The following is a 19,149-nucleotide window of genomic DNA, read 5'->3' on the forward strand; positions in this document are numbered from 1 at the left end:
GATATGGCCGACAGATGAGAGAAAAATGGACGACAACAAACCAGTGCTCCTGACACTTCACGAAGCGCTACGCCTGGATTTGATTGAAGCCTATATGGCGCGGGAAATCACGCTGGCAGAAGTGGCAGAGTCCATGGAGCTCACCCGTCGTCAGTGCTCCCGCCTGATTAAGCGCTATCGCGAGCTGGGGCCAGCCGGTCTGGTCAGCCGGCGCCGTGGAAAGCCCGGCAATCATCAGTTAAACACCACCATCAGAGATCAGGCACTGCAGCTTATTCGCTCACGCGGCCGGGGTATGAATCCGTCAGCCATCTGGCGAATTCTGACCACAGAATACGGTGTCCGGATTTCAAAAGAGACCGTACGTAAACTGATGATAGCCGAGAAAACCTGGCAACCACGTTCTTCCTCCAAAGCCTGACTCAACCTTAAAAAGGCATTGTCCAGACTCTCCACTGACGTCAGGTCAGCTTTGTTTTCAGCACGACATTTCAACATTGGCTAGACATACATTAAGTAAGGAGAAATCTGGCGTTATGTGGCTGTCATTGTCCTGAATGCTGATAGTCTCTGAAAGCGTCTCCGTTGACCATCTCACAGTGCCTTCCGCTTTTGCTCAGAGTTTCAATCCTGCATATTTAGAAAGAGTTGAACGATGCCTGATATACTTCGGCTTTTGGAAAACGCAGCCCTAAGCAAATGGAAATTGAATTAAATAAAAGCGTTAAAGAATGAATCTTCCATGCTGTCATTTTTGAAGTCCTAGCTAACGTTATCATCGCGCTGTCGCTTGCCTGGTTGATGAACGTTTCGATACTCCAGTCTGGCTCGCTGTCCGTGATATCTGCACTGACCGCGACGGCATGGAATTTTGTTTTTAATAAACTCTTTGACTCGCTGCAGAAAAAATACCGCTTTCAACGAACCTTCCTTGTTCGTGCTATCCATGCGGTGGGTTTTGAAACAGGACTGATCATCACCTTAATCCCCGTTGCGATGGTTATGCTGGATTTACCCATCACTGAGGCCTTTTTCGTTGAGATTGGGCTGGTGCTGTTTTTCCTGCCATACACAATGCTGTTTAACTGGCTATACGATTACCTGCGTTGGATGTTCGTTGGACGGAGGCGTTCGGCTTCGTAGCAATAGCCCTTCTGCCTAAGTGATTACATGCTTTGTTATGCATGTTTTTGCACGTAAATGCACGAAAACATTTCATAACGCAGCGGTAATCTCGTAAGATATTGTCTGCAAACGTGCAACTTCATGCAATCACACTGACAGAGGTATCTATGACACAACAGCTCATTTTAATTGCCGGCCCCTATCGAAGCGGCACCGATGGCCTTCAGGCGCGCATTGATGAGAATCTTGCGCGTCTCGAAAACGCCGCATTAGCCGTATACCAGCGTGGTCACGTTCCGGTCATTGGCGAATGGCTGGCTCTGCCACTGGCGAAGGCCGCAGGCTCGACATCGTTGGGAGATGACATCGCAGAATCAATGCTTTACCCCGTAGCTCACCGGCTCATCGCTAAATGCGATGCGATTTATCGGATTGCCGGTGCGTCTAAGGGGGCGGATATGGACATTGAAGTGGCCAGGGAACTTGGCCTCACGATTTATACTACGCTGGAGAGCATTCCTCAGGCTTAACGATGACCGTGCCAGTCAGTCATCTGACTGGCTCATGAGGAAGCCAGTACGACCGATACCCCTTTTTCGGATAGCGTATGCACCCAGCCACGATCGGTATCGTCTTCGACGACAAGCGTATTCGCTAAGGATACGTCCCCAATCACAAACGATGACGCCGTATTGATTTTTTCCGGTGAAGCCAGAACAACCGTCTCGGCCGCTCTGCCGGAAAATGCACGTTTGATGCACGCCTCTTCGAAATCGCCCGTGGTCAGCCCTGCTTCCGGATGGATCCCGGTCACGCCCATAAAGAACAGATCGGCATGAATGTTTTCGATACCTTCGATGGCCGCCGCGCCGACTGCAACAATCGAGTGTTTATACAAACGGCCGCCAATCAGAATCACTTCAATAGCGGGATGATTAACCAGCCCCAGAGCAATGCTCGGACTGTGCGTCACCACGGTAATACGCAAATCAGGCGGTAAGAAAGTAATCAGTTCAGAGGTGGTCGTTCCACCGTCAATGATCACTACCTGGCCCGAAGAAATCAGCTGCGCGCCCTTCTGCGCCACCTTTCTTTTGGCATCCATTTTAACGGACTGACGCTCCGCAAAAGGCACAATAGCGGAAGACGACGGCAGCGCACCGCCGTGAACACGCTGTAAACGCCCTTCTGCCGCCAGCTCGCGTAAATCACGCCGGATGGTGTCCTCAGAGACATCAAAGAGAATGCTGAGCGCTTTAGACTGGACCTGGCCTTCGGCGCCGAGCTTCTCAAGTATCAATTGTTTTCGCTGACTGGTGAGCATTCTGGATTCCTGATATTGCATGATAAATCTTGAAACTGCACGTTAATGCTGTTATTGATCGTTACTCTACGTAAGGAGGACAAAACGTGCAATCGAAACGTGCAGATGTGCGCATCATTAACGATGAAATATTGTCAGATAACTGGTACTTACTCAAAAAATATACCTTTGACCATCAACGACGCGATGGCGAATGGCAGCGACAAACGCGTGAAGTTTATGACCGGGGGAATGGCGCGACTATTCTGCTCTACAACCGTGATAAAAAAACGGTGATTCTGACTCGCCAGTTCCGTTTCCCGGTCTTTATCAATGGTCATCAGGGTGATCTGATCGAGGCTGCTGCGGGCCTGCTCGACAATATGGATCCAGAGAGCCGAATAAAGGCAGAAGCGGAAGAAGAGACCGGGTTTAAGGTGTCGAGCGTGCAGAAAATCTTTGAAGCCTATATGAGCCCGGGTTCCGTTACGGAGAAACTCTACTTCTACCTTGCCGAATATCAGCCAAAGGATAAAACCAGCGCAGGCGGCGGTATCAAAGCGGAGGGTGAGGATATCGACGTGCTGGAGCTCCCCTTTGAGGACGCTTTGCGGGGCATTGAAACGGGCATGATTGTCGACGGGAAAACCATCATGCTGCTCTATCATGTTGCACTGAAAGGCATTCTGTAATCTGACCTTGTTGCGGCACCTGTCCCGGTGCAGGTGCCGGCCTGTGCTATCCTTGCTGGTACACGCAAAAAGGAGATCTAAAGATGGCCGACTGGAACCCTTCTCTTTATCTGCAATACGGTGCTGAACGCACGCGTCCTGCCGCTGAGCTGCTCGCCAGAATCCCACTGGATGACGTCGCCACCCTCGCCGATTTGGGCTGTGGTCCGGGAAACAGCACGGCGCTGTTGCGCCATCGCTGGCCGAACGCACAGATTACCGGGGTCGATAACTCGCCTGCCATGCTGGAAGAGGCGCGCAGTGCGCTGCCGGGCTGCCGCTTTGTTGAGTCCGATATCCGCCAGTATAAGCCGGACCAGGCGCTGAATTTGATTTATGCCAATGCGTCATTGCAATGGGTTCCGGACCATTACGATCTCCTGCCTCACCTTGTTTCTCTCCTCGCGCTTAATGGCGTCCTGGCGATCCAGATGCCGGACAACTGGCTTGAGCCTACTCACGTAGCCATGCGCGAAGTGGCCCTGGAGCAAGACTATCCTGACCGCGGTAGAGAACCGCTGCCTGGGGTCCATGCCTACTATGACATTTTGTCCGAAGCCGGGTGTGAGGTGGATATCTGGCGGACGACCTATTTCCATAAAATGCGCTCGCATCAGGCCATCATTGACTGGGTCAGCGCCACCGTGTTACGCCCATGGCTCCAGGAACTGAACGAGCACGAACAGAAACGTTTCCTGAAACGCTACCATGAACTACTGGAAGAGCAGTATCCGCTCCAGGAAAACGGGCAGATACTGCTGGCTTTTCCTCGGTTGTTTATGGTTGCTCAGCGTCAACCCTGAGGTGGTAGTCAGGAACGGGCTTCTTTCAGCAGTTGTTGGATCACCTGTTCCTGTTCATCGTAATTTCCCTCCCCAAAGGAGGTGTAGCGCAGCTGCCCTTTAGCATCAAAGTAATAATGCGCTGGCCAGTACTGGTTGCCGAAAGCATTCCAGATTTGGTAATTATTATCCGTCACAACCCGATACGGCAGCTGCCATTTATTCACCGCATTTTTTACCGACGAAATCGGTTTCTCCCACGGATATTCCGGGGTATGAACCCCAATCACGACCAGACCTTGCGACTGATACTTTGTGGCCCAGTCGCGCACATGCGGAAGCGTATGCTGGCAATTAATGCAGTCCCAGGTCCAGAAATCAATCAGGACCACCTTCCCGCGCAGTGATTCAGACGTGACAGTGTCACCGTTTATCCACCCTGTTCCACCGCTCAACGACGGCAGCTGGCTACTCGGCTCGGTCATCACCACCGGCTGGAGCTTCACCGCTTGTGTAGCGGGTTTTGCCAGATTCAGCAGCGTGGTTTCAAGACGGTCCGCCACCCCATTTGCGCCTTTCAGAACAGACGTCATTCCGGTCGCGTTAAAGACGACAGCCGCTAACATCACCACGCCAGCCCCCTGGCGAAGCTTCGCCATCAGCGCCGATTTTGCTCTCAGTGGTGCCATCAGCGTGCGGCCTCCGAGAACGAGTAAACCCAGCATTAACGCGCATCCACTGCCGTAGGCGGCAAGTAACGCCCCTGTCGCGATGGCTGAATGTCCCGCAATATTAAGGCTGAATATCGCCCCCAGAATGGGACCTGCGCAGGGGGACCAGAGCAACCCGACCGCCAGCCCGGCCAGAAAAGCAGATGCCATGCCGCGTGTTTGTCCGCTTCGGGTGTTCAGGACGTTTCCCGCGCTGACTGCTGGCCCGGCAATTCGCTGGGCAAAGGAGGGAAAAATTAACGCCAGCGCGGCCGTAGCCAGAATGATAAGCGCGATCCAGCGTCCAACGACGGTGGCTTCAGCTATCCACTCGCTGGCGACGGTGACAACCATCGCAACCAGGGTGAACATCACGATCATCCCCGCGAGCAGTGCCATAATATGTCGTCTTTGCCCCTGAAAACCGGCAAACAGGAGGGGAATAACCGGGAGCGTACATGGACTGAGCAGGCTTATCATCCCGCCCAGAAAAGCAATTATCAAAAACATAGAGACCTCACGATACAAGTCCTGCGACGCTGCAGTGAGGCTATTTCATCGTGCGGATGTGTTCAGGATATGTGTAAAAGCGCGGGTTTTGTCTGGCTCTGTATCTTCCCGGAAGGCAGATACAAAGCCATACAATTAACGTCGTGGGAGCGTAACGGAGACATCCAGCCCGCCCTCGGCGCGGTTCACCAGCTTCAGCTTGCCGTCCAGCTGTGCGGTCAGTTGCGCAGCAATTGCCAGACCCAGTCCGGTTCCACCGGTATCACGGTTGCGCGATGTTTCAACCCGATAAAACGGCTGCAATACGGCCTCCAGTTCGGCATCGGGTATTCCCGGGCCGCCATCAATAATGTGGATCACCACCTCACTGGCGGATGAATCATCAATGACAATGTTGGCGCGCTCGCCAAATTTCAGGGCGTTATCCAGCAGGTTGGTCATCACCCGGCGAAGCGCCTGCGGACGCGTGACAATCGGCAAACGGGATTCGCCCGCCTGAAATTGCACGTTTTTACCGATGTCCTGATAATCACAGGCGATGCTGTTTATCCAGGCATTAAGTTCCAGCTTCAGCGATGTCTCTTCCAGTGATTCTGATGACCGGGCATAGGCAATTCCCTCGCGCACCAGACGCGACATATTATCAAGGTCATCCATGAGCTTGTCGCGCAGTTCAGGGTGTTCCGCCATTTCGACCCGCAGCTTCATGCGGGTAATCGGCGTCTGGAGATCGTGCGAAATGGAGGCCAGAATCTGCGCACGTTCCCGGAGATAAGACTGAATACGTGCCTGCATGGCGTTGAAGGCATGGGCAGCCCGTTGTACCTCAAGCGGCCCTTTCTCGGTCATTGGCGTATTGGCCGCCGGATTCAGGGCGTCAACCGCGCGGGTAAACTGTGAAAAAGGCCGCACTACCTGCCGCACGGCAAACCAGGAGCAGGCCGCGAGCAGCAACAGTTGCAGGATGAGAACAACGGGCAGCCAGCTGGCGACCGGTGGCATGCGCGGGATCAGATCAATGGTCAACGGCGCGCCGTCGTGTAACGTAAGATGCGCCTGGATATGTGAAATGGCGCCAGGAACAGCCGTAAAGCTGAGCGGGTATTGTGCTGCCAGTGTCGCTTTTAGGGTACGGATGGCATCCCGGGAACGCTTATCCGTCGGTGCGTTGCCCGGCTCACCCGGACCGAGGATATAACGATAGTTACCCCGCTCAAGGCGCGGCAGCCAGGCCGCCCGTTCAGTGGCCGGCAAGCGGTCTAAAATGGCCACGCTGGTCGCGACATCGTATTCCAGGTTACCGAGCATCACCGTGCGGGCGCTGTGCATTCGTTCTATCATGACCAGCGTCAGGCTCAGGGCGTTGGCCAGCAACAGGCCGGGAAGCACAATGATCAGCAAACGGGCCAACAGTGAGCGTGGCCAGAACCTCATTCGTTCGCCTCTTTGATCGTGACCGGCATGGTAAACACATAGCCCTCGCTGCGCACGGTTTTAATATAGGCGGGTGTACGCGCATCTTCATTCAGGCGTTGACGTACCCGGCTGACCAGCAGATCGATAGAACGTTCAAACAGTTCGGCGTCGCGCCCCTGCGTCAGGTTGAGCAGCTGATCGCGAGTCAACACGCGCTGAGGATGATCGAGGAAAACGCGCAGCAGGCGATACTCCGCCCCGCTGAGCGCCGCAATCACCCCTTCCGGGTCTATCAGGTGGCGGGCAACGGTATCGAGCTCCCATTCACCAAACGTCACCAGTCGCCCTGCTTCTGTTACCTGTAAATTGGGCGGCATTGTACGAAAACGGCGTAAAATCGCTTTGATTCGCGCCAGCAATTCGCGCGCAACAAAAGGCTTCACAACGTAATCATCCGCCCCCATCTCCAGCCCCAGGATCCTGTCCGTCTCCTCATTACGCGCCGTCAGCATCAGGATAGGCAGATCTTTATGTTTGCCGACACGCAGTTGCCGACACAGCGTAAGACCGTCATCGCCGGGCATCATGACGTCCAGCACCACCAGGTCGATATGCTGTTTATCCAGCACGGCGCGCATCTCCTTGCCGTTGGCCGCGCCGGAGGCGCGATAACCGGACTTAACGAGATAGTCGACAATCAGTTCACGAATATCCCTGTCGTCATCGACGACAAGGATATGGTCAATATGCTCCACCGAAATCTCCAGACTGAAGGGTAACGTATTGAAAATAGCACATTTCAGAGTTTATCTGCGTCGACCACAGCGTTAACGAAATCTTGCGGATCTTCCTGAGGTGGATTGTGACCCACAGTCGCCCCAAAGGTGCGGTGTTCATACTTACCGGTAAATTTACCCGCGTAGGCCTGTGGTGCCGGATGCGGTGCCCCGTTGTTTCCGCCTTCGATGGTGATCGTTGGTACGGTGATATTCGGCAACGTGGCCAGTTTTTGCTCGTAGCTGTCGTATTTGCGCTCACCTTTTTCTAGCCCTAAGCGCCAGCGGTAATTGCTGAGCGTCACCGCGACGTGATCCGGATTATCGAGCGATTTGGCGCTGGCGTTGAAGGTTGCATCGCTAAATTTCCAGTCCGGTGAGGCCTGCGACCAGATCAAACGGGCGAAGTCATGCGTGTTTTTAGCGTAGCCTTCCGCACCGCGCTCGGTGGCGAAGTAAAACTGATACCACCACTGCTGCTCTGCTTTTGGCGGCAACGGTGGTTTGCCAATCTGCTGGCTGCTGATGAGATACCCGCTCACCGAAACGAGCGACTTAACGCGTTCTGGCCACAGCGCCGCAACGATATCCGCGGTGCGGGCACCCCAGTCGTAGCCTGCAAATACGGCCTGTTTAATATTCAGGGCGTCCATCAGATTAACAATATCTTTCGCCATCGCAGACGGCTGGCCGTTGCGCGGGGTTTTAGCTGACAGGAAGCGAGTGGTGCCGTAGCCGCGCAGAGAAGGCACAATGACACGGTAACCTTTTGCCGCGAGTGCGGGAGCGACTTCAGCATAGCTGTGAATATCGTAGGGCCAGCCGTGTAATAAAATGACCGGTTGACCGTCTTTCGGGCCGATGTCGACATACCCGACGTTAAGGTCGCCGGCGTTAATTTGCTGCGGGTGGTCAAAGGCTGCCGTGAAGCTGGTGCCGGTGACTTCGGCCTGACAGGACATCACGGTGCCAAGAGAAACGGTCAGTGCAAGGGTTGAGTAAGCGAGTTTGCTGAACATATTGGTATCTCCGATTGAGTACAATTCACGGGGATATAACAACACCTCTATGTATAGCGGATATGTGCGAAAGCGGGTTTATTGCAAGCCTGTGTATGTATCAGGAAAACAGATACAGTGTGATACAAACACAGGCGTTTTAGCTTTACAGGGAGAGGCGATAGCGAACGTAATCGTCGGCCTCACCGTATTGATCGTAGAGTTTACGCGCCGGGTTATTCTCCCGGGTGGCCCAGTACAGTTTTGACCACCCTTCACGCTTACCTTCTGCAATCAGGGCATCTATAAGCGCTTTGCCCGCCCCCGCGCCGCGTTCAGCAGCATCAACAAACAGATCTTCCAGGTAGCAAATGGGCGCTGTTGACCAGGTTCCTTCGTGCAGAATACACATTGCGAAACCGATCACTTTTTCGTCCTTCTCTACCACGCGGCAGAACATCGACGATTGCGCTGAGAGCGCCCTCTCCCAGGTTGATGCGGTAACGGATTCCTCAAGATAGCACTCATAGAAATGGGTATAGCCATCCCACAGCGGTCGCCATTGAGAATAATCATCTTCGCGTAGCGGTCTTACCTTAACTGCCATGTGTTCCTCGCAATACCTGTTAATTGCCATATCGAAACAGCGTAGGGTCTTATCACCTTTTTAATCGCATTTTGCGGGCCAGACGGGCAAGACGCTGCGTACGGCAGTAGAGCGTAAAGAGCACGAACCCTCTTCCATTCATCACCAATCTGCAAAGTACCAACGCGAAGAAGGCAATGACCAGTGGCCAACTACTTCCGTGATGGGCAAGCAAGAGATATACCGCCTGAACGACGGTTATTATCAGCAAAATAAAGAACAGCGCCAGAAATCCAGCTAACCCTGACGTTAATCCCCGAGCCAGAAGTACGCTTGTGATGATGAGCGCGCCAATCATGACCAATGACGGTAAGAAAAAGCTCAGTGCATGGTGTAAAGGTGATAAGCCCGGAAACGCATGGAGAAACGGTAGAAGATTAAATGCAAAAGCCACTAAAAACAGGGGAAGCAGCACCGCGACCGGATAAGGGTTTTGACGTGGAAGCTCATTGACCGGCCGGGAAAAATAACGTTCAAGCTCGGGAGTGGAATGGTTCAATAGATGAGCCTCGCCTCGGGCGATAGTCTTCTCAATCTCCCAGCCATGATGCAGGAGATCACAGAAAACGCGTCCGTTTAAAAGTGGCAGCAATCTCATCAAAAATATCACCATCAAATAAAAGGAAACGATTTTGGTGGTCAATAACCACAGCGCAGCGCACTGGAATGTGATAGAGATAAAAATACCAGAACCCAAACAAAAACATAACGCTTAAATACGGAGATCCGCGGATGACAATACCTACGCTCACGACTGAACGCTTACTGTTAAAACCGCTGGTTGCCGAAGATGCTGTCCAGATACAGAAGCTATATCCGCGGTGGGAGATCGTGCGTTATATGGTCTCTTCGGTGCCCTGGCCTTACCCGGATAACGGTGCGGAAAATTATGTTAACAACGTGGCGCTGCCCGATATGGCAAAAGGGATTGCCTGGTTCTGGAGCATCCGACGTCGCGAAGTACCGGATGAACTCATGGGTATTATCTGCCTGTACGATATTGAAGATAACAACCGCGGATTCTGGCTGGCACCGGAGTTTCAGGGTAAAGGCTATATGCGGGAGGCGAGCATTGCGGCGACGGATTACTGGTTCAATACGCTGAACAAAGCGGTGTTGCGTGCGCCGAAGGCCGCCGCCAACAGCCGCTCACGTCGTATTTCAGACAGCAGCGGCATGCGGCTTGTCAGAACGGAAAAGAAAGCCTACGTCAGCGGTATGCTTGACTCCGAACTGTGGGAGATCACCCGCGACGAGTGGAACGCCCGTCAGGTCAGCTGATAATGCTTATCTGGCATCAACCTTTCAGGAATGTTCTCTTCATCGTTCATCTGCAGCAGATCGCGTTCCATATTGTTGCAGATGGCGTCCAGCGGCAGGTCGTTATCTTCCGTACCAAACGGATCTTCGAGCTCTTCTGCCAAAGTATCCAGCGAGATAAAGGTGTAAGAGATCAGCGCGGAGACAAACGGTGTCATGTAATGCAGGTCCACAACCAGCGCGAACGGCAGCATGATGCAGAACAGATATACCGTGCGGTGCAAAATCAGCGTATAGGCAAACGGCACTGGCGTCGTCGCGATACGCTCGCAGCCGGAAAGGACGATGGACATGTCGTTCAAGCGGTTGTTCAGACTATGGAAAAGGATGTCCGAAAGCTGTCCGTTACGCCGCCGCACGGCAAGCCACTCCCCCATGATCAGTAGAATACGGTTGGCCGGCGAGTTGGCAGCCATCACGTGCCGTAAATCATCCGCAGCAAGATAACGAGCGAGTTCGTCAGCGTTCAGTTCCCGGCGCAAGGTCATTCGCAGGCAGTTGGCAAAGGCAATCTGCAGGCGGACAAACTCACCCAGATGTTTATCGTCAGGCAAGGTGTTTTTTACCTCGCGAAACAGCGAGCGTGCCGCTATCATCAACTGCCCCCAGAGCAGTCGAGCCTCGACGTAACGTGAATAACAGGCGTTGTTTCTGAAACCCAGAAAGATAGCGATCGCCACGCCGAGAATGCTGAAGGGCGCGACGGTAAATTTGATGCCCAGCGAGGTGTACCACGGCAGCATCAGGATCACGGCGATAGAAAGCAGGAAGTTGAGCAGCAGTCGGGTATAGATTTTGGGAAGTACCGAACCGTGCCAGACAAAAATCAGTTGTAGCCAGTGCTGTTTAGGACGAACAATCATAGTGAGTTTCAGGCAAGAAAAGAGCGTGGCTATTAAACGTGATCCCCCTCACGGTTGCAAGCATGTTAACGGGACATTGCATTTTCCCCTCTGCAAAGCGAAATATGCACGGTGCTGATTCTCTTTTTTAAAAACGGAGTAAATAGTATGTTGTAACTAAAACAGATTCTATTTAAACCCGGCCGCAGCCGGGTGACGTGATTAGCAAAGTGGCTTCACCGCTGCGCGCATTCCCTTCAGCAGAATGGCATCAAGATCCAGCGTCACCTGGTCCACCAGGCCGTTCACCTGCGTCAGGTCCAGCTCCCAGTGCTCTCTCTCGCTCAACACAGCCTGCACCAGTTCACGGGTACTTATCTGATTATCGCGGTGCCGCGCCCATAACTGCTGATAACATTCCAGCCAGTTCGCATCATCCTGTACCGGATAGCCCTCCCCGTTACGCTCCGCGCGATAAAACGCAATCAGGGCCGCTAACGCAAACGTCAGACGGGGTGGTAACTGCCCCCTGACCTTCTGCCCGGCCAACAGCTGCGGCAGAATGCGGGTGCGGTATTTAGTCATGCCGTTGAGCGCAATCGAGAGCAACTGGTGTCTGATGTAAGGGTTCCGAAAACGCCCTGTTACCGCGCTGGCGAACGATTCCAGTTCATCACGTGGCAGATCGAGGACCGGAATAATTTCCTGATAAATCGCTTTTTCGACGAAAGCACAGATATCGGCATCATTCATCGCCTCACCGACCGTATCCAGCCCCGCCTGGAACGCTACCGGCACCAGTGCCGTATGCGCACCATTCAGGATGGCGACTTTGCGCTCTTTGTAGGGTTTGATGTCATCCACAATCAGCACATTAAGCGGATACTTATCCAGACGCAGTTCTCGAGCAAGGAATGCTGGTCCCTGAATAACAAACAGGTAGAAGTGTTCTGCCGTATCCAGGAATGCATCGTGATATCCCAGCTCAGCTTCCAGCGCGGCCGCTTCATCGCGCGGGTAGCCGGTCACGATACGGTCAACCAGCGTTGAGCAGAAATGGTTTGCTTCATTTAGCCACTGGATGAAAGCGGCAGGCAGCGCCCACTCCTGCGCATAACGCAAGACCAGTTCACGCAAGGCGTCTCCGTTGTAGTCTATCAGCTCACACGGAATGATGATCCAGCCCTTATCGGTCGCACCATTGAAGTGGCTGAAGCGCTCAAACAGCAGGCGCGTCAGTTTCGCCGGATAGCTCACGGCAGGCGCATCGTCGAATTTGTCACCCGCGTGATAGCCGATCCCGGCCTCGGTGGTGTTCGAGAAGACAAAACGCATATCGGGGTTGTGGGCCAGTTTCAGGAACGCATCATACTGGCTGTAGACGTCGATCTCCCGGTTAACCGAGCGGATAAGACGGCTCTCACTTACCGTTTCGCCCTGCTCATTCAGGCCGCGAATGATGGTGGTATAGAGGCCATCCTGGGTGCTCAGCGAGGGCGGGAAAGCACTCTGAATGGGGCGAACGATAACCACACCGGCATTGAGATCGGTATGTTCATTGAGCAGGTCAATTTGCCAGTCGACAAACGCACGCAGGAAGTTGCCTTCACCAAACTGGATGATGCGTTCAGGGTATTGAGCACCGGGAAAATCACGACGGTTAAGCGTGTTCACAATGGGTTCCTTTTATGATTAGTCATACAGCCTGATAAGATTGGTACGATAACTTATCAAAACTTTCCGACCAGGAACCCTGTTTCGATCAATTCACGGCGTGGTTGTGACGAAAATTATAAGAATTTGTAGAACACGGACGTCGCCGTCATGGCACCGTCCGGCATCAGGGCGTAGCGCGGGATCTCACCGACCTTTTGCCAGCCGGCACGCTGATAAAACGTCTCAGCGCCGCTGCCGGTGGAGGTATCGAGTACCAGAACCGAAATATTTCTGGCGCGGGCTTCAGCCTCAAGCGCTTCCATCAGCGCCATCGCGGCCCCTTTGCGACGCGCTTTTTCATGTACCAGAAGTTTTGCCACATCGGCACGATGAGGCTGATTCTCAGGCTGATCAGTAATCAGTTGCACCGTTCCGATAACGCCCAGCTGGGGATCAATGCTGGCAAGCACAAGGCGCTCATGGCGCCCTACGCGTTCAGCAATACCGAGCCAGAATGAACGAGCCTTCTCGAGGCTAAACGGCAACATGAAGCTGACGGATGCGCCGCCGGTCACGCAGTTTTCGAGGATCCCGGCCAGCGCATCAAGATGAGTGAGAATGTCGTCACGGGTGAAGTTTTGGATATGCAGTGAGGTATTCATTGTTTGTCCTTACGTTGAATACCCACACTTTGCATTTAACATTTTCTTAACGCAATCGGGTCAGTCATACGCTTTTGTTATATCACCGCCCGCGCTGCCGCTGCTGCTTCATGGCATACATTTTTGCATCGGCATCGTTGAGCCACTTTTGCAGGTCGTTACTGTTGTGATCAAATTCACTCAGCCCCCAGGAGAACTTCAGCGACCATGGGTGTAACTTGCGCGCATTGTAGTTTTCTACCTGCTCGGCGAGATACTGCATGGCAATCCACGCCCCCTGCTCATCCGTGTCGGCAAACAGCACCGCAAACTCATCGCCACCGAAACGAACCAGCAGATCCGCTTCACGGAAAGAGGTACGCATCAGTTGCGCCATGACTTTAAGCGCCTTATCCCCCTCCTCATGCCCGTAACGATCGTTAATCTCCTTGAACCGATCCAGATCCAGCCAGCCCAGCGTCAACGGCTCAGCACGGCGTCGGGCAATGGAAAGCGTGAACCGCACAAGCTGATTAAAGCCGCGTCGGTTGAATAACCCGGTTAACTCATCCGTGGTCGCCGCGCTGATGGCGGCAAACTCATCCTCAGCCAGCGCGCCCAGGTCACCCAGTACGGCGAGATCGGCCGCTGAAAACTCGCGAGGAGCGTAATCAATCAGGCAAAGCGAGCCAACGCTTGCGCCGTCTCGTAAGCGCAGCGGGAAGCCCGCGTAAAAACGCACGCCGGGCTCACCGGCCACCAGCGGGTTATCCGCGAACCGGTCATCCTGACGCATATCCCCTACCACCAGCGGAGCTTCAGCGAGGATCGTATGGCCACAGAAAGATATGTTACGCGGAACGGAACCGGGTGCCTGTCCATCCGCCGATTTCACGATCAGCGAGTGCTCATCAATAAGATTGACCATCGCCAGTGGCACCTGGAAAAAGCGTTTCGCCAGGCGCGTTAAGCGGTCAAACGCCGGGGAACTGTCGATCTCAAGCAGACCCGATTCGCGCAGCGAGTGAAGTCGGTCTGTTTCATTTTCAGGTGTTGCAGGTGCTTTCATAATGTCTCCTGACGTAAAGCGTTACTCAAAGCGTAGCTTAAACAGAGACATTGTCAGTGTGCGAATATCCTGTTAAGCCGCTATCTAATTCACGTCAATGCCTTATAACGATTAACGCAGCTCAGTTTCACTCCCGGCACTGGCGGCAAGTTGCTCATCCGCCAGCCGGGCGCTGGTACGATTTCGACCCGCCTTTTTTGAACGATAAAGATGATCGTCCGCCTCGGCCATCAGCTTGTTGAAGACCTCCGTCAACTGCCATGACTCCGCCTTTCCGCTTCCAAGGCCAATACTGACCGTCAGATAAAGCGTCTGCTGACGCCAGGTGAAAGGATGGCTGGCCACGGTACTCCTGATACGTTCCGCCAGTGCATAGCCGTGTTGTTCATCGCCCGAATTAACGACCACAGCAAACTCCTCTCCCCCCATGCGGGCCACCATCCCGTCTTCACCAACGACCTGCTGAACCTGGCGGGCAAAGGATGCCAGCACGCGGTCGCCGCACTCATGACCGTAGTTATCATTGATGCTTTTGAAGTAATCAATATCGAGCAGCATGACGGTCAGAAAACGTGGATGACGGTGCGTTTCTTCGCGTTTTAGCGCCTCGTAAAGCCCGGAACGCGAGTAGACGTGGGTCAGAAAGTCATAATCCGCCCGCAGGGATACCTGACGGATCAGGGAATTAATCGCCGCCATGCTGACGGAGACCATCACCGGGCAGATCGCCATCGTGGCAATACCCAGCCGCGCAGAAAACATCATCGGGGTCGAGAGCGGCGTCGCCACGGCGATATTTATGATGGAGTTGGCGACCAGAATGATTTCAATCGCCCCTGTAATAAACGTCAGCAGGCAGGTCGCAGGCAGCGAGTAGCGTACCGCACACCAGATAAGCGCAGGCAGCGGAAATGCGAGGCTTCCCGCTCCGCCAATCACCACCGAGGCAGCCACCGAAACAACCAGCGCGATGATCGGTAACAGTTTCTCCAGATTTACCCTGAGTTCCCGCACCGGCAAACCGAGGGTAAGTATGCACGGCACAACGAGTACGCCAGTGGAGAATTGTTCGCTAAACCAGTCGGCAAACAGCGGCCAGAAGGTATGACTGTCTATCCCCACGGACCCGAACGCACCGAGCAAGGCACACAGCAGCGCAGCAATCAGGCAGTAGTTAAACAGCCGTAATGCGTTGAGCGGATCGGGGGTTTTCTTCATCAACCGTCTGTCACGCTGAACCAGCACGGCGACAACGACGATAAAGATCATGTTAGACAGGTTTATGACCACCGAGGCCATTCCCCAGTTAGTCGTCACCGCGTCGTACATCAGCATCGCGACATAACATACCGCGTAGTAATGCAGGCGATGCAGAAACACATAACGGGCAAAGATCCCTGCCATAACGCCATTCAGTGGCCAGAACAGGGATAAGGCCTCGACCAGCCGCAATTCCGCGCCCACAAAATAAAAGAGAGTGGTGAGAATAAATATCGCCGAGGCATTACGCAGCGGCGTGTCGGGTTGGAACAACCTGAAGGCGGTGAGAGCAGAACGCATTAAATATCATTCCATATGAATGCTTATGGCAAATATTGCGGTCGTCAGCATGATCGGGACTAACTTAACCTGCATCTATAACACAATTACAACAGGATCATAACTCGTCAAATTTGGCTGTTCATCTGTATCACCAGCCAGTGGTGGATCACGCTGACGATATAATGTTGTTGCTGCGCAGTCAGTTGCACGCCCTGGGGAATATTATGCCATTTTGCCAGACAGCCCCGACAGCAGGTCGCCGTGGCATGCTGGGCGATAAATACCGGGTGACCGCGCATGGGCGTCTGTTTACCGTCGTTGGCAGGTTGCGCCGGTGCAAGGCGTTTTTTAACGAAATCCGCGGCATGCTGGTCAATGGTGTCGGGTCCTTTGTCCCAGCAGTACTGCCGTTCTTTATTGCCTAAACGAAAGCGCGAGCGAAACGTCGATCGCGCCAGGCGGGAAAAAAGCGGATCCAGATCGGACATCAGTATACGGAACGTCCCAGACGTTGGGTCAGTTTCTCCAGCACCGCCACACCGGCAAGTGAATTTCCCGTTTCATCCAGCTCCGGGCTCCAGACGGCAATCGCCATTTCATGCGGCACAATCGCCACGACCCCGCCGCCAACGCCGGATTTGGCCGGAAGCCCAACCCGCCAGGCAAACTCGCCCGCGTTTTGATACATGCCGCTGGTCGCCATCAGGGCGTTGACCTGCCGCGCCTGCAGTGGGGAAACGACGTCCTGATCGAGATGCGGCGCGTGCCCCTGATGCGCCAGAAACAGGAACGTCTGGGCCAGCTCAACGCAGCTCATTTTCAACGCACAGTAGTGGAAGTAGTTTTGCAGTACGGTCGCCACGTCGTTATGAAAGTTGCCGAAGGATTTCATCAGCCAGGCGATGGCCGCGTTACGGGCGGAGTGCTCAAACTCCGAGCGGGCCACTACCGAATCATAGGCAAGATCGTCAACGCCCGAGAGCTGACGAACAATCTCCAGCATTCGCTGACGCGGTGCGCTGAGACGGCTTTGCAGCATATCGCAGACCACCAGCGCCCCGGCATTGATAAAAGGGTTACGCGGTTTACCCTGCTCGATTTCAAGCTGAAGCAGTGAGTTAAAAGGCTGGCCGGACGGATCTTTACCGACACGCTGCCAGATCTCGTCTTCCTCGTACTGGCGCATCGCCGCAACCAGGCTCAGCACTTTCGAAATTGACTGAATCGAAAAACGTTCAGTGGCATCCCCTGCCTGGTATCGCTGTCCGTCGATGGTACAGATAGCAATCCCCAGCTTATTCCCGCTGACCGAGGCAAGAGCCGGAATATAGTCGGCAACCTTACCCTTTCCCAATAACGGACGAACCTGAGCCAGAATCTCGTCCAGCATCTGATTATGGATGACCGCAGCCACTCTTTGCTCCTTGCCCTCAGGCTAAAACGGGCTGCGAGTATAACAGAGGCTTATGTATTGCGTCAGGCGCTAAGACGAAAACGCGAAACGGCCTGCAATAAAAGATCGGATTGCTTTTGCAGTCGCTCAGAGGCCTCTGAGGCGTCAGAAACCAGCAGATCCGTCTGGCGGGAAACCTGATTCAGCGCCTGAAGCTGACGCGTCATCTGGTGAATACTCTCCCCCTGGCTGAGCGTAGCGGTTGAGATTTCATTCAGCAAACTGCTTAAGTTACCGACCAGACCGGTGACCTGCTGCAAATTGTCTTCCATTAAATTCACCGCCCGGGATCCATCTTCAATGCCCTGCAAAGAGCGATTGATAAGTTCCTGGATGGTCTGCGTTGAGTGGCTACTCTTTCTGGCAAGCAGGCCGACTTCCCGGGCGACAACGGCAAACCCGCGTCCATGGTTACCGGCATGGGCGGCTTCAATGGCGGCGTTTAACGCCAGAATATTGGTCTGAAACGCCACGCTGTCGATCATCGCCACGATCCCGCGCATTTCAGAAGATCGCTCGACGATCGCCTGCATGGACGCATTCACGGTCGACATCATCTGGTCACCGCCTACCGCGGCCTGACGCGCTTCGTCCGCGCGCGAGCTGGCGAGTCTGGCGTAGCCGGTATTCCCTTCCACATGCGTTTCCAGCGTCGCGATATGGGTCGTGACCTCTTCCAGCTCTTTTGCCTGACGCGCCGATTGCTGATACAGCTTCTGATTCCCCTGCGCCAGGGAGCCGATATTTTCAACCATTGCGGTCGTGGCATGGCTGACCTGGGTCACCAACTGCTGCAGACCGTGCTGCATGGTGGCGATACTGTCGCTAAGCTGCCCCGTCTCACGATTAAAACGCCTGACGGCAGGCGGCGTACCGGAAAGATCTCCGGCTGCCAGCTGGTTAATATGCGCAATCAGTCGACGTAACGGCGTGATCACCCACCTGGACATGCCGAACCAGACGGCAACCGCGATGGCGAGCAGTAAAACCGGCGCAAACAGGAACAACGTTTGCAGCCTTGAAAGCTGCGTCATAAGTCCCTGACGCCCCTGCATGGCCTGCTTCTCGCTGGCCTGCTGATAACGGGCGTAGTTATCGTTGAAGTCGTTCTGAAACGCCTGGGCCGGGACAGCAAAAAAGGCATCAATGGTGTGGGTTCTGACAAGCGCTTCCGATTGCTCTTTAATGGCACCGTAGAAAAGCTGATAGCTGTTCACCAGGGCCTCATCTTCCGGCGGATTGAGTGCCCGCCAGGCTTGCCACGCCTGCTGAGAAACCGCCAGCGACGCTTGCGCCTCATCCATCAGACTGTGCCAGCTTCCTTCTGAACCGGTCTCTTTATCCTGCATAAACCAGACGCCGGAGCGGTTAAGCAGATCGCTTGCCGCCAGCAGGGAGACACGCGCCAGATCAAGCTTGCTCTGTTGCTGATACGCCAGCAGATTTTGCTGCTCGTTGCGCTGAGCGTCCTTCAGGGAGGCGTTAAGCAGAAAAGATGAGGAGAGTTGCAGTGCGGAGAAAAGGCCAATAATACAAAAGATACCCGTCAGCAGGCCAAATTGACGTGGGATACAGCGCTGCGCAATACGACGAAAAATTTGCGTTAGGTTCATGATTTTCTTCAGTAAC

The 19,149-nt window shown here is 54.0% G+C and carries 21 protein-coding genes; 6 read left to right on the plus strand and 15 right to left on the minus strand.

Annotated elements, in window-relative coordinates; genetic code table 11:
* Positions 1-25 precede the first annotated feature (25 nt).
* The 3 genes from O1723_RS10615 (at position 26) to O1723_RS10625 (ending at position 1,655) form a co-directional block, all read left to right on the plus strand.
* Positions 26-421, plus strand: a complete 396-nt coding sequence (locus O1723_RS10615; protein WP_004143398.1) for a helix-turn-helix domain-containing protein — start codon at positions 26-28, stop codon at positions 419-421.
* A gap of 362 nt (positions 422-783) precedes the next feature.
* On the plus strand, positions 784-1,143 hold the full coding sequence (locus tag O1723_RS10620; protein ID WP_333490198.1) for a PACE efflux transporter: 360 nt from the start codon (positions 784-786) through the stop codon (positions 1,141-1,143).
* A gap of 149 nt (positions 1,144-1,292) precedes the next feature.
* Positions 1,293-1,655, plus strand: a complete 363-nt coding sequence (locus tag O1723_RS10625) for a TIR domain-containing protein (protein ID WP_023330429.1) — start codon at positions 1,293-1,295, stop codon at positions 1,653-1,655.
* Between the two features lie 32 nt (positions 1,656-1,687).
* Here the strand turns inward: O1723_RS10625 and O1723_RS10630 are convergent, their stop codons facing one another.
* Positions 1,688-2,449 carry a DeoR/GlpR family DNA-binding transcription regulator gene (locus O1723_RS10630; protein WP_014883850.1) on the minus strand — a complete coding sequence of 254 codons (762 nt, stop codon included), beginning with the start codon at positions 2,447-2,449 and terminating at the stop codon, positions 1,688-1,690.
* A gap of 86 nt (positions 2,450-2,535) precedes the next feature.
* Between O1723_RS10630 and O1723_RS10635 the strand changes: the two genes are divergently transcribed.
* Complete coding sequence (locus tag O1723_RS10635; RefSeq protein WP_014883849.1) at positions 2,536-3,120, plus strand: NUDIX hydrolase; 585 nt, start codon at positions 2,536-2,538, stop codon at positions 3,118-3,120.
* Between the two features lie 83 nt (positions 3,121-3,203).
* A complete protein-coding gene (gene tam / locus O1723_RS10640; protein WP_248190581.1) occupies positions 3,204-3,962 on the plus strand; it encodes a trans-aconitate 2-methyltransferase in 759 nt (252 codons plus the stop codon).
* 8 nt (positions 3,963-3,970) lie between these two features.
* Here tam and O1723_RS10645 read toward each other — a convergent pair whose 3' ends face one another.
* From O1723_RS10645 to O1723_RS10670, 6 genes are all read right to left on the minus strand, one after another.
* Positions 3,971-5,161, minus strand: a complete 1,191-nt coding sequence (locus O1723_RS10645; protein WP_023337304.1) for a cytochrome c biogenesis protein/redoxin — start codon at positions 5,159-5,161, stop codon at positions 3,971-3,973.
* A 135-nt stretch (positions 5,162-5,296) separates the two neighbouring features.
* Positions 5,297-6,595 carry an ATP-binding protein gene (locus tag O1723_RS10650; RefSeq protein WP_023337303.1) on the minus strand — a complete coding sequence of 433 codons (1,299 nt, stop codon included), beginning with the start codon at positions 6,593-6,595 and terminating at the stop codon, positions 5,297-5,299.
* On the minus strand, positions 6,592-7,332 hold the full coding sequence (locus O1723_RS10655) for a response regulator (protein ID WP_023337302.1): 741 nt from the start codon (positions 7,330-7,332) through the stop codon (positions 6,592-6,594). Before O1723_RS10655 ends, O1723_RS10650 begins: the two co-directional genes overlap by 4 nt.
* A gap of 44 nt (positions 7,333-7,376) precedes the next feature.
* Positions 7,377-8,372, minus strand: a complete 996-nt coding sequence (locus tag O1723_RS10660; RefSeq protein WP_248190579.1) for an alpha/beta fold hydrolase — start codon at positions 8,370-8,372, stop codon at positions 7,377-7,379.
* A gap of 145 nt (positions 8,373-8,517) precedes the next feature.
* Entirely contained in the window at positions 8,518-8,958 is a 441-nt protein-coding gene (locus O1723_RS10665) for a GNAT family N-acetyltransferase (protein WP_023337300.1), read from the minus strand.
* Positions 8,959-9,010: 52 nt separating this feature from the next.
* Positions 9,011-9,595 (minus strand): hypothetical protein, encoded by a 585-nt coding sequence (locus O1723_RS10670; protein WP_248190585.1) that lies wholly within the window; start codon positions 9,593-9,595, stop codon positions 9,011-9,013.
* A 134-nt stretch (positions 9,596-9,729) separates the two neighbouring features.
* Here O1723_RS10670 and O1723_RS10675 point away from each other — a divergent pair, with 134 nt between their 5' ends.
* Entirely contained in the window at positions 9,730-10,278 is a 549-nt protein-coding gene (locus O1723_RS10675; protein WP_014883841.1) for a GNAT family N-acetyltransferase, read from the plus strand.
* On the opposite strand, the gene O1723_RS10680 is transcribed toward O1723_RS10675, so the two are convergent.
* From O1723_RS10680 to O1723_RS10715, 8 genes are all read right to left on the minus strand, one after another.
* Complete coding sequence (locus O1723_RS10680) at positions 10,266-11,180, minus strand: bestrophin family protein (protein ID WP_023337298.1); 915 nt, start codon at positions 11,178-11,180, stop codon at positions 10,266-10,268. The two genes, O1723_RS10675 and O1723_RS10680, sit on opposite strands and share 13 nt — an antisense overlap.
* A 201-nt stretch (positions 11,181-11,381) precedes the next feature.
* Positions 11,382-12,833, minus strand: coding sequence for a tagaturonate reductase (locus O1723_RS10685; protein ID WP_032665515.1), 1,452 nt, complete (start codon positions 12,831-12,833; stop codon positions 11,382-11,384).
* A 116-nt stretch (positions 12,834-12,949) separates the two neighbouring features.
* Positions 12,950-13,477 carry a GNAT family N-acetyltransferase gene (locus O1723_RS10690; protein ID WP_023337296.1) on the minus strand — a complete coding sequence of 176 codons (528 nt, stop codon included), beginning with the start codon at positions 13,475-13,477 and terminating at the stop codon, positions 12,950-12,952.
* An 82-nt stretch (positions 13,478-13,559) separates the two neighbouring features.
* On the minus strand, positions 13,560-14,525 hold the full coding sequence (locus tag O1723_RS10695; protein WP_023337295.1) for a sensor domain-containing diguanylate cyclase: 966 nt from the start codon (positions 14,523-14,525) through the stop codon (positions 13,560-13,562).
* A gap of 111 nt (positions 14,526-14,636) precedes the next feature.
* Positions 14,637-16,085 (minus strand): GGDEF domain-containing protein, encoded by a 1,449-nt coding sequence (locus O1723_RS10700; RefSeq protein WP_023337294.1) that lies wholly within the window; start codon positions 16,083-16,085, stop codon positions 14,637-14,639.
* A gap of 107 nt (positions 16,086-16,192) precedes the next feature.
* The gene (locus tag O1723_RS10705; RefSeq protein WP_023337293.1) at positions 16,193-16,555 is read right to left on the minus strand and encodes a DUF4186 domain-containing protein; all 363 of its coding nucleotides are present in this window, start codon (positions 16,553-16,555) and stop codon (positions 16,193-16,195) included.
* Positions 16,555-17,457, minus strand: coding sequence for a glutaminase B (gene glsB, locus O1723_RS10710; protein ID WP_176602036.1), 903 nt, complete (start codon positions 17,455-17,457; stop codon positions 16,555-16,557). Before glsB ends, O1723_RS10705 begins: the two co-directional genes overlap by 1 nt.
* An 86-nt stretch (positions 17,458-17,543) precedes the next feature.
* On the minus strand, positions 17,544-19,133 hold the full coding sequence (locus tag O1723_RS10715) for a methyl-accepting chemotaxis protein (protein ID WP_032645254.1): 1,590 nt from the start codon (positions 19,131-19,133) through the stop codon (positions 17,544-17,546).
* Positions 19,134-19,149 lie beyond the last annotated feature (16 nt).

The sequence above is a fragment of the Enterobacter cloacae complex sp. HYC080_NIDB genome (assembly GCF_056673325.1).

Bases quoted from the DNA above. Each gene is read 5' to 3' on its own strand.
- O1723_RS10615 (WP_004143398.1), top strand. From the start codon at position 26: ATGGACGACAACAAACCAGTGCTCCTGACACTTCACGAAGCGCTACGC.
- O1723_RS10625 (WP_023330429.1), top strand. From the start codon at position 1,293: ATGACACAACAGCTCATTTTAATTGCCGGCCCCTATCGAAGCGGCACC.
- O1723_RS10630 (WP_014883850.1), bottom strand. From the start codon at position 2,449: ATGCTCACCAGTCAGCGAAAACAATTGATACTTGAGAAGCTCGGCGCC.
- tam (WP_248190581.1), top strand. From the start codon at position 3,204: ATGGCCGACTGGAACCCTTCTCTTTATCTGCAATACGGTGCTGAACGC.
- O1723_RS10645 (WP_023337304.1), bottom strand. From the start codon at position 5,161: ATGTTTTTGATAATTGCTTTTCTGGGCGGGATGATAAGCCTGCTCAGT.
- O1723_RS10650 (WP_023337303.1), bottom strand. From the start codon at position 6,595: ATGAGGTTCTGGCCACGCTCACTGTTGGCCCGTTTGCTGATCATTGTG.
- O1723_RS10660 (WP_248190579.1), bottom strand. From the start codon at position 8,372: ATGTTCAGCAAACTCGCTTACTCAACCCTTGCACTGACCGTTTCTCTT.
- O1723_RS10665 (WP_023337300.1), bottom strand. From the start codon at position 8,958: ATGGCAGTTAAGGTAAGACCGCTACGCGAAGATGATTATTCTCAATGG.
- O1723_RS10670 (WP_248190585.1), bottom strand. From the start codon at position 9,595: ATGAGATTGCTGCCACTTTTAAACGGACGCGTTTTCTGTGATCTCCTG.
- O1723_RS10675 (WP_014883841.1), top strand. From the start codon at position 9,730: ATGACAATACCTACGCTCACGACTGAACGCTTACTGTTAAAACCGCTG.
- O1723_RS10680 (WP_023337298.1), bottom strand. From the start codon at position 11,180: ATGATTGTTCGTCCTAAACAGCACTGGCTACAACTGATTTTTGTCTGG.
- O1723_RS10690 (WP_023337296.1), bottom strand. From the start codon at position 13,477: ATGAATACCTCACTGCATATCCAAAACTTCACCCGTGACGACATTCTC.
- O1723_RS10695 (WP_023337295.1), bottom strand. From the start codon at position 14,525: ATGAAAGCACCTGCAACACCTGAAAATGAAACAGACCGACTTCACTCG.
- O1723_RS10700 (WP_023337294.1), bottom strand. From the start codon at position 16,085: ATGCGTTCTGCTCTCACCGCCTTCAGGTTGTTCCAACCCGACACGCCG.
- O1723_RS10705 (WP_023337293.1), bottom strand. From the start codon at position 16,555: ATGTCCGATCTGGATCCGCTTTTTTCCCGCCTGGCGCGATCGACGTTT.
- glsB (WP_176602036.1), bottom strand. From the start codon at position 17,457: ATGCTGGACGAGATTCTGGCTCAGGTTCGTCCGTTATTGGGAAAGGGT.
- O1723_RS10715 (WP_032645254.1), bottom strand. From the start codon at position 19,133: ATGAACCTAACGCAAATTTTTCGTCGTATTGCGCAGCGCTGTATCCCA.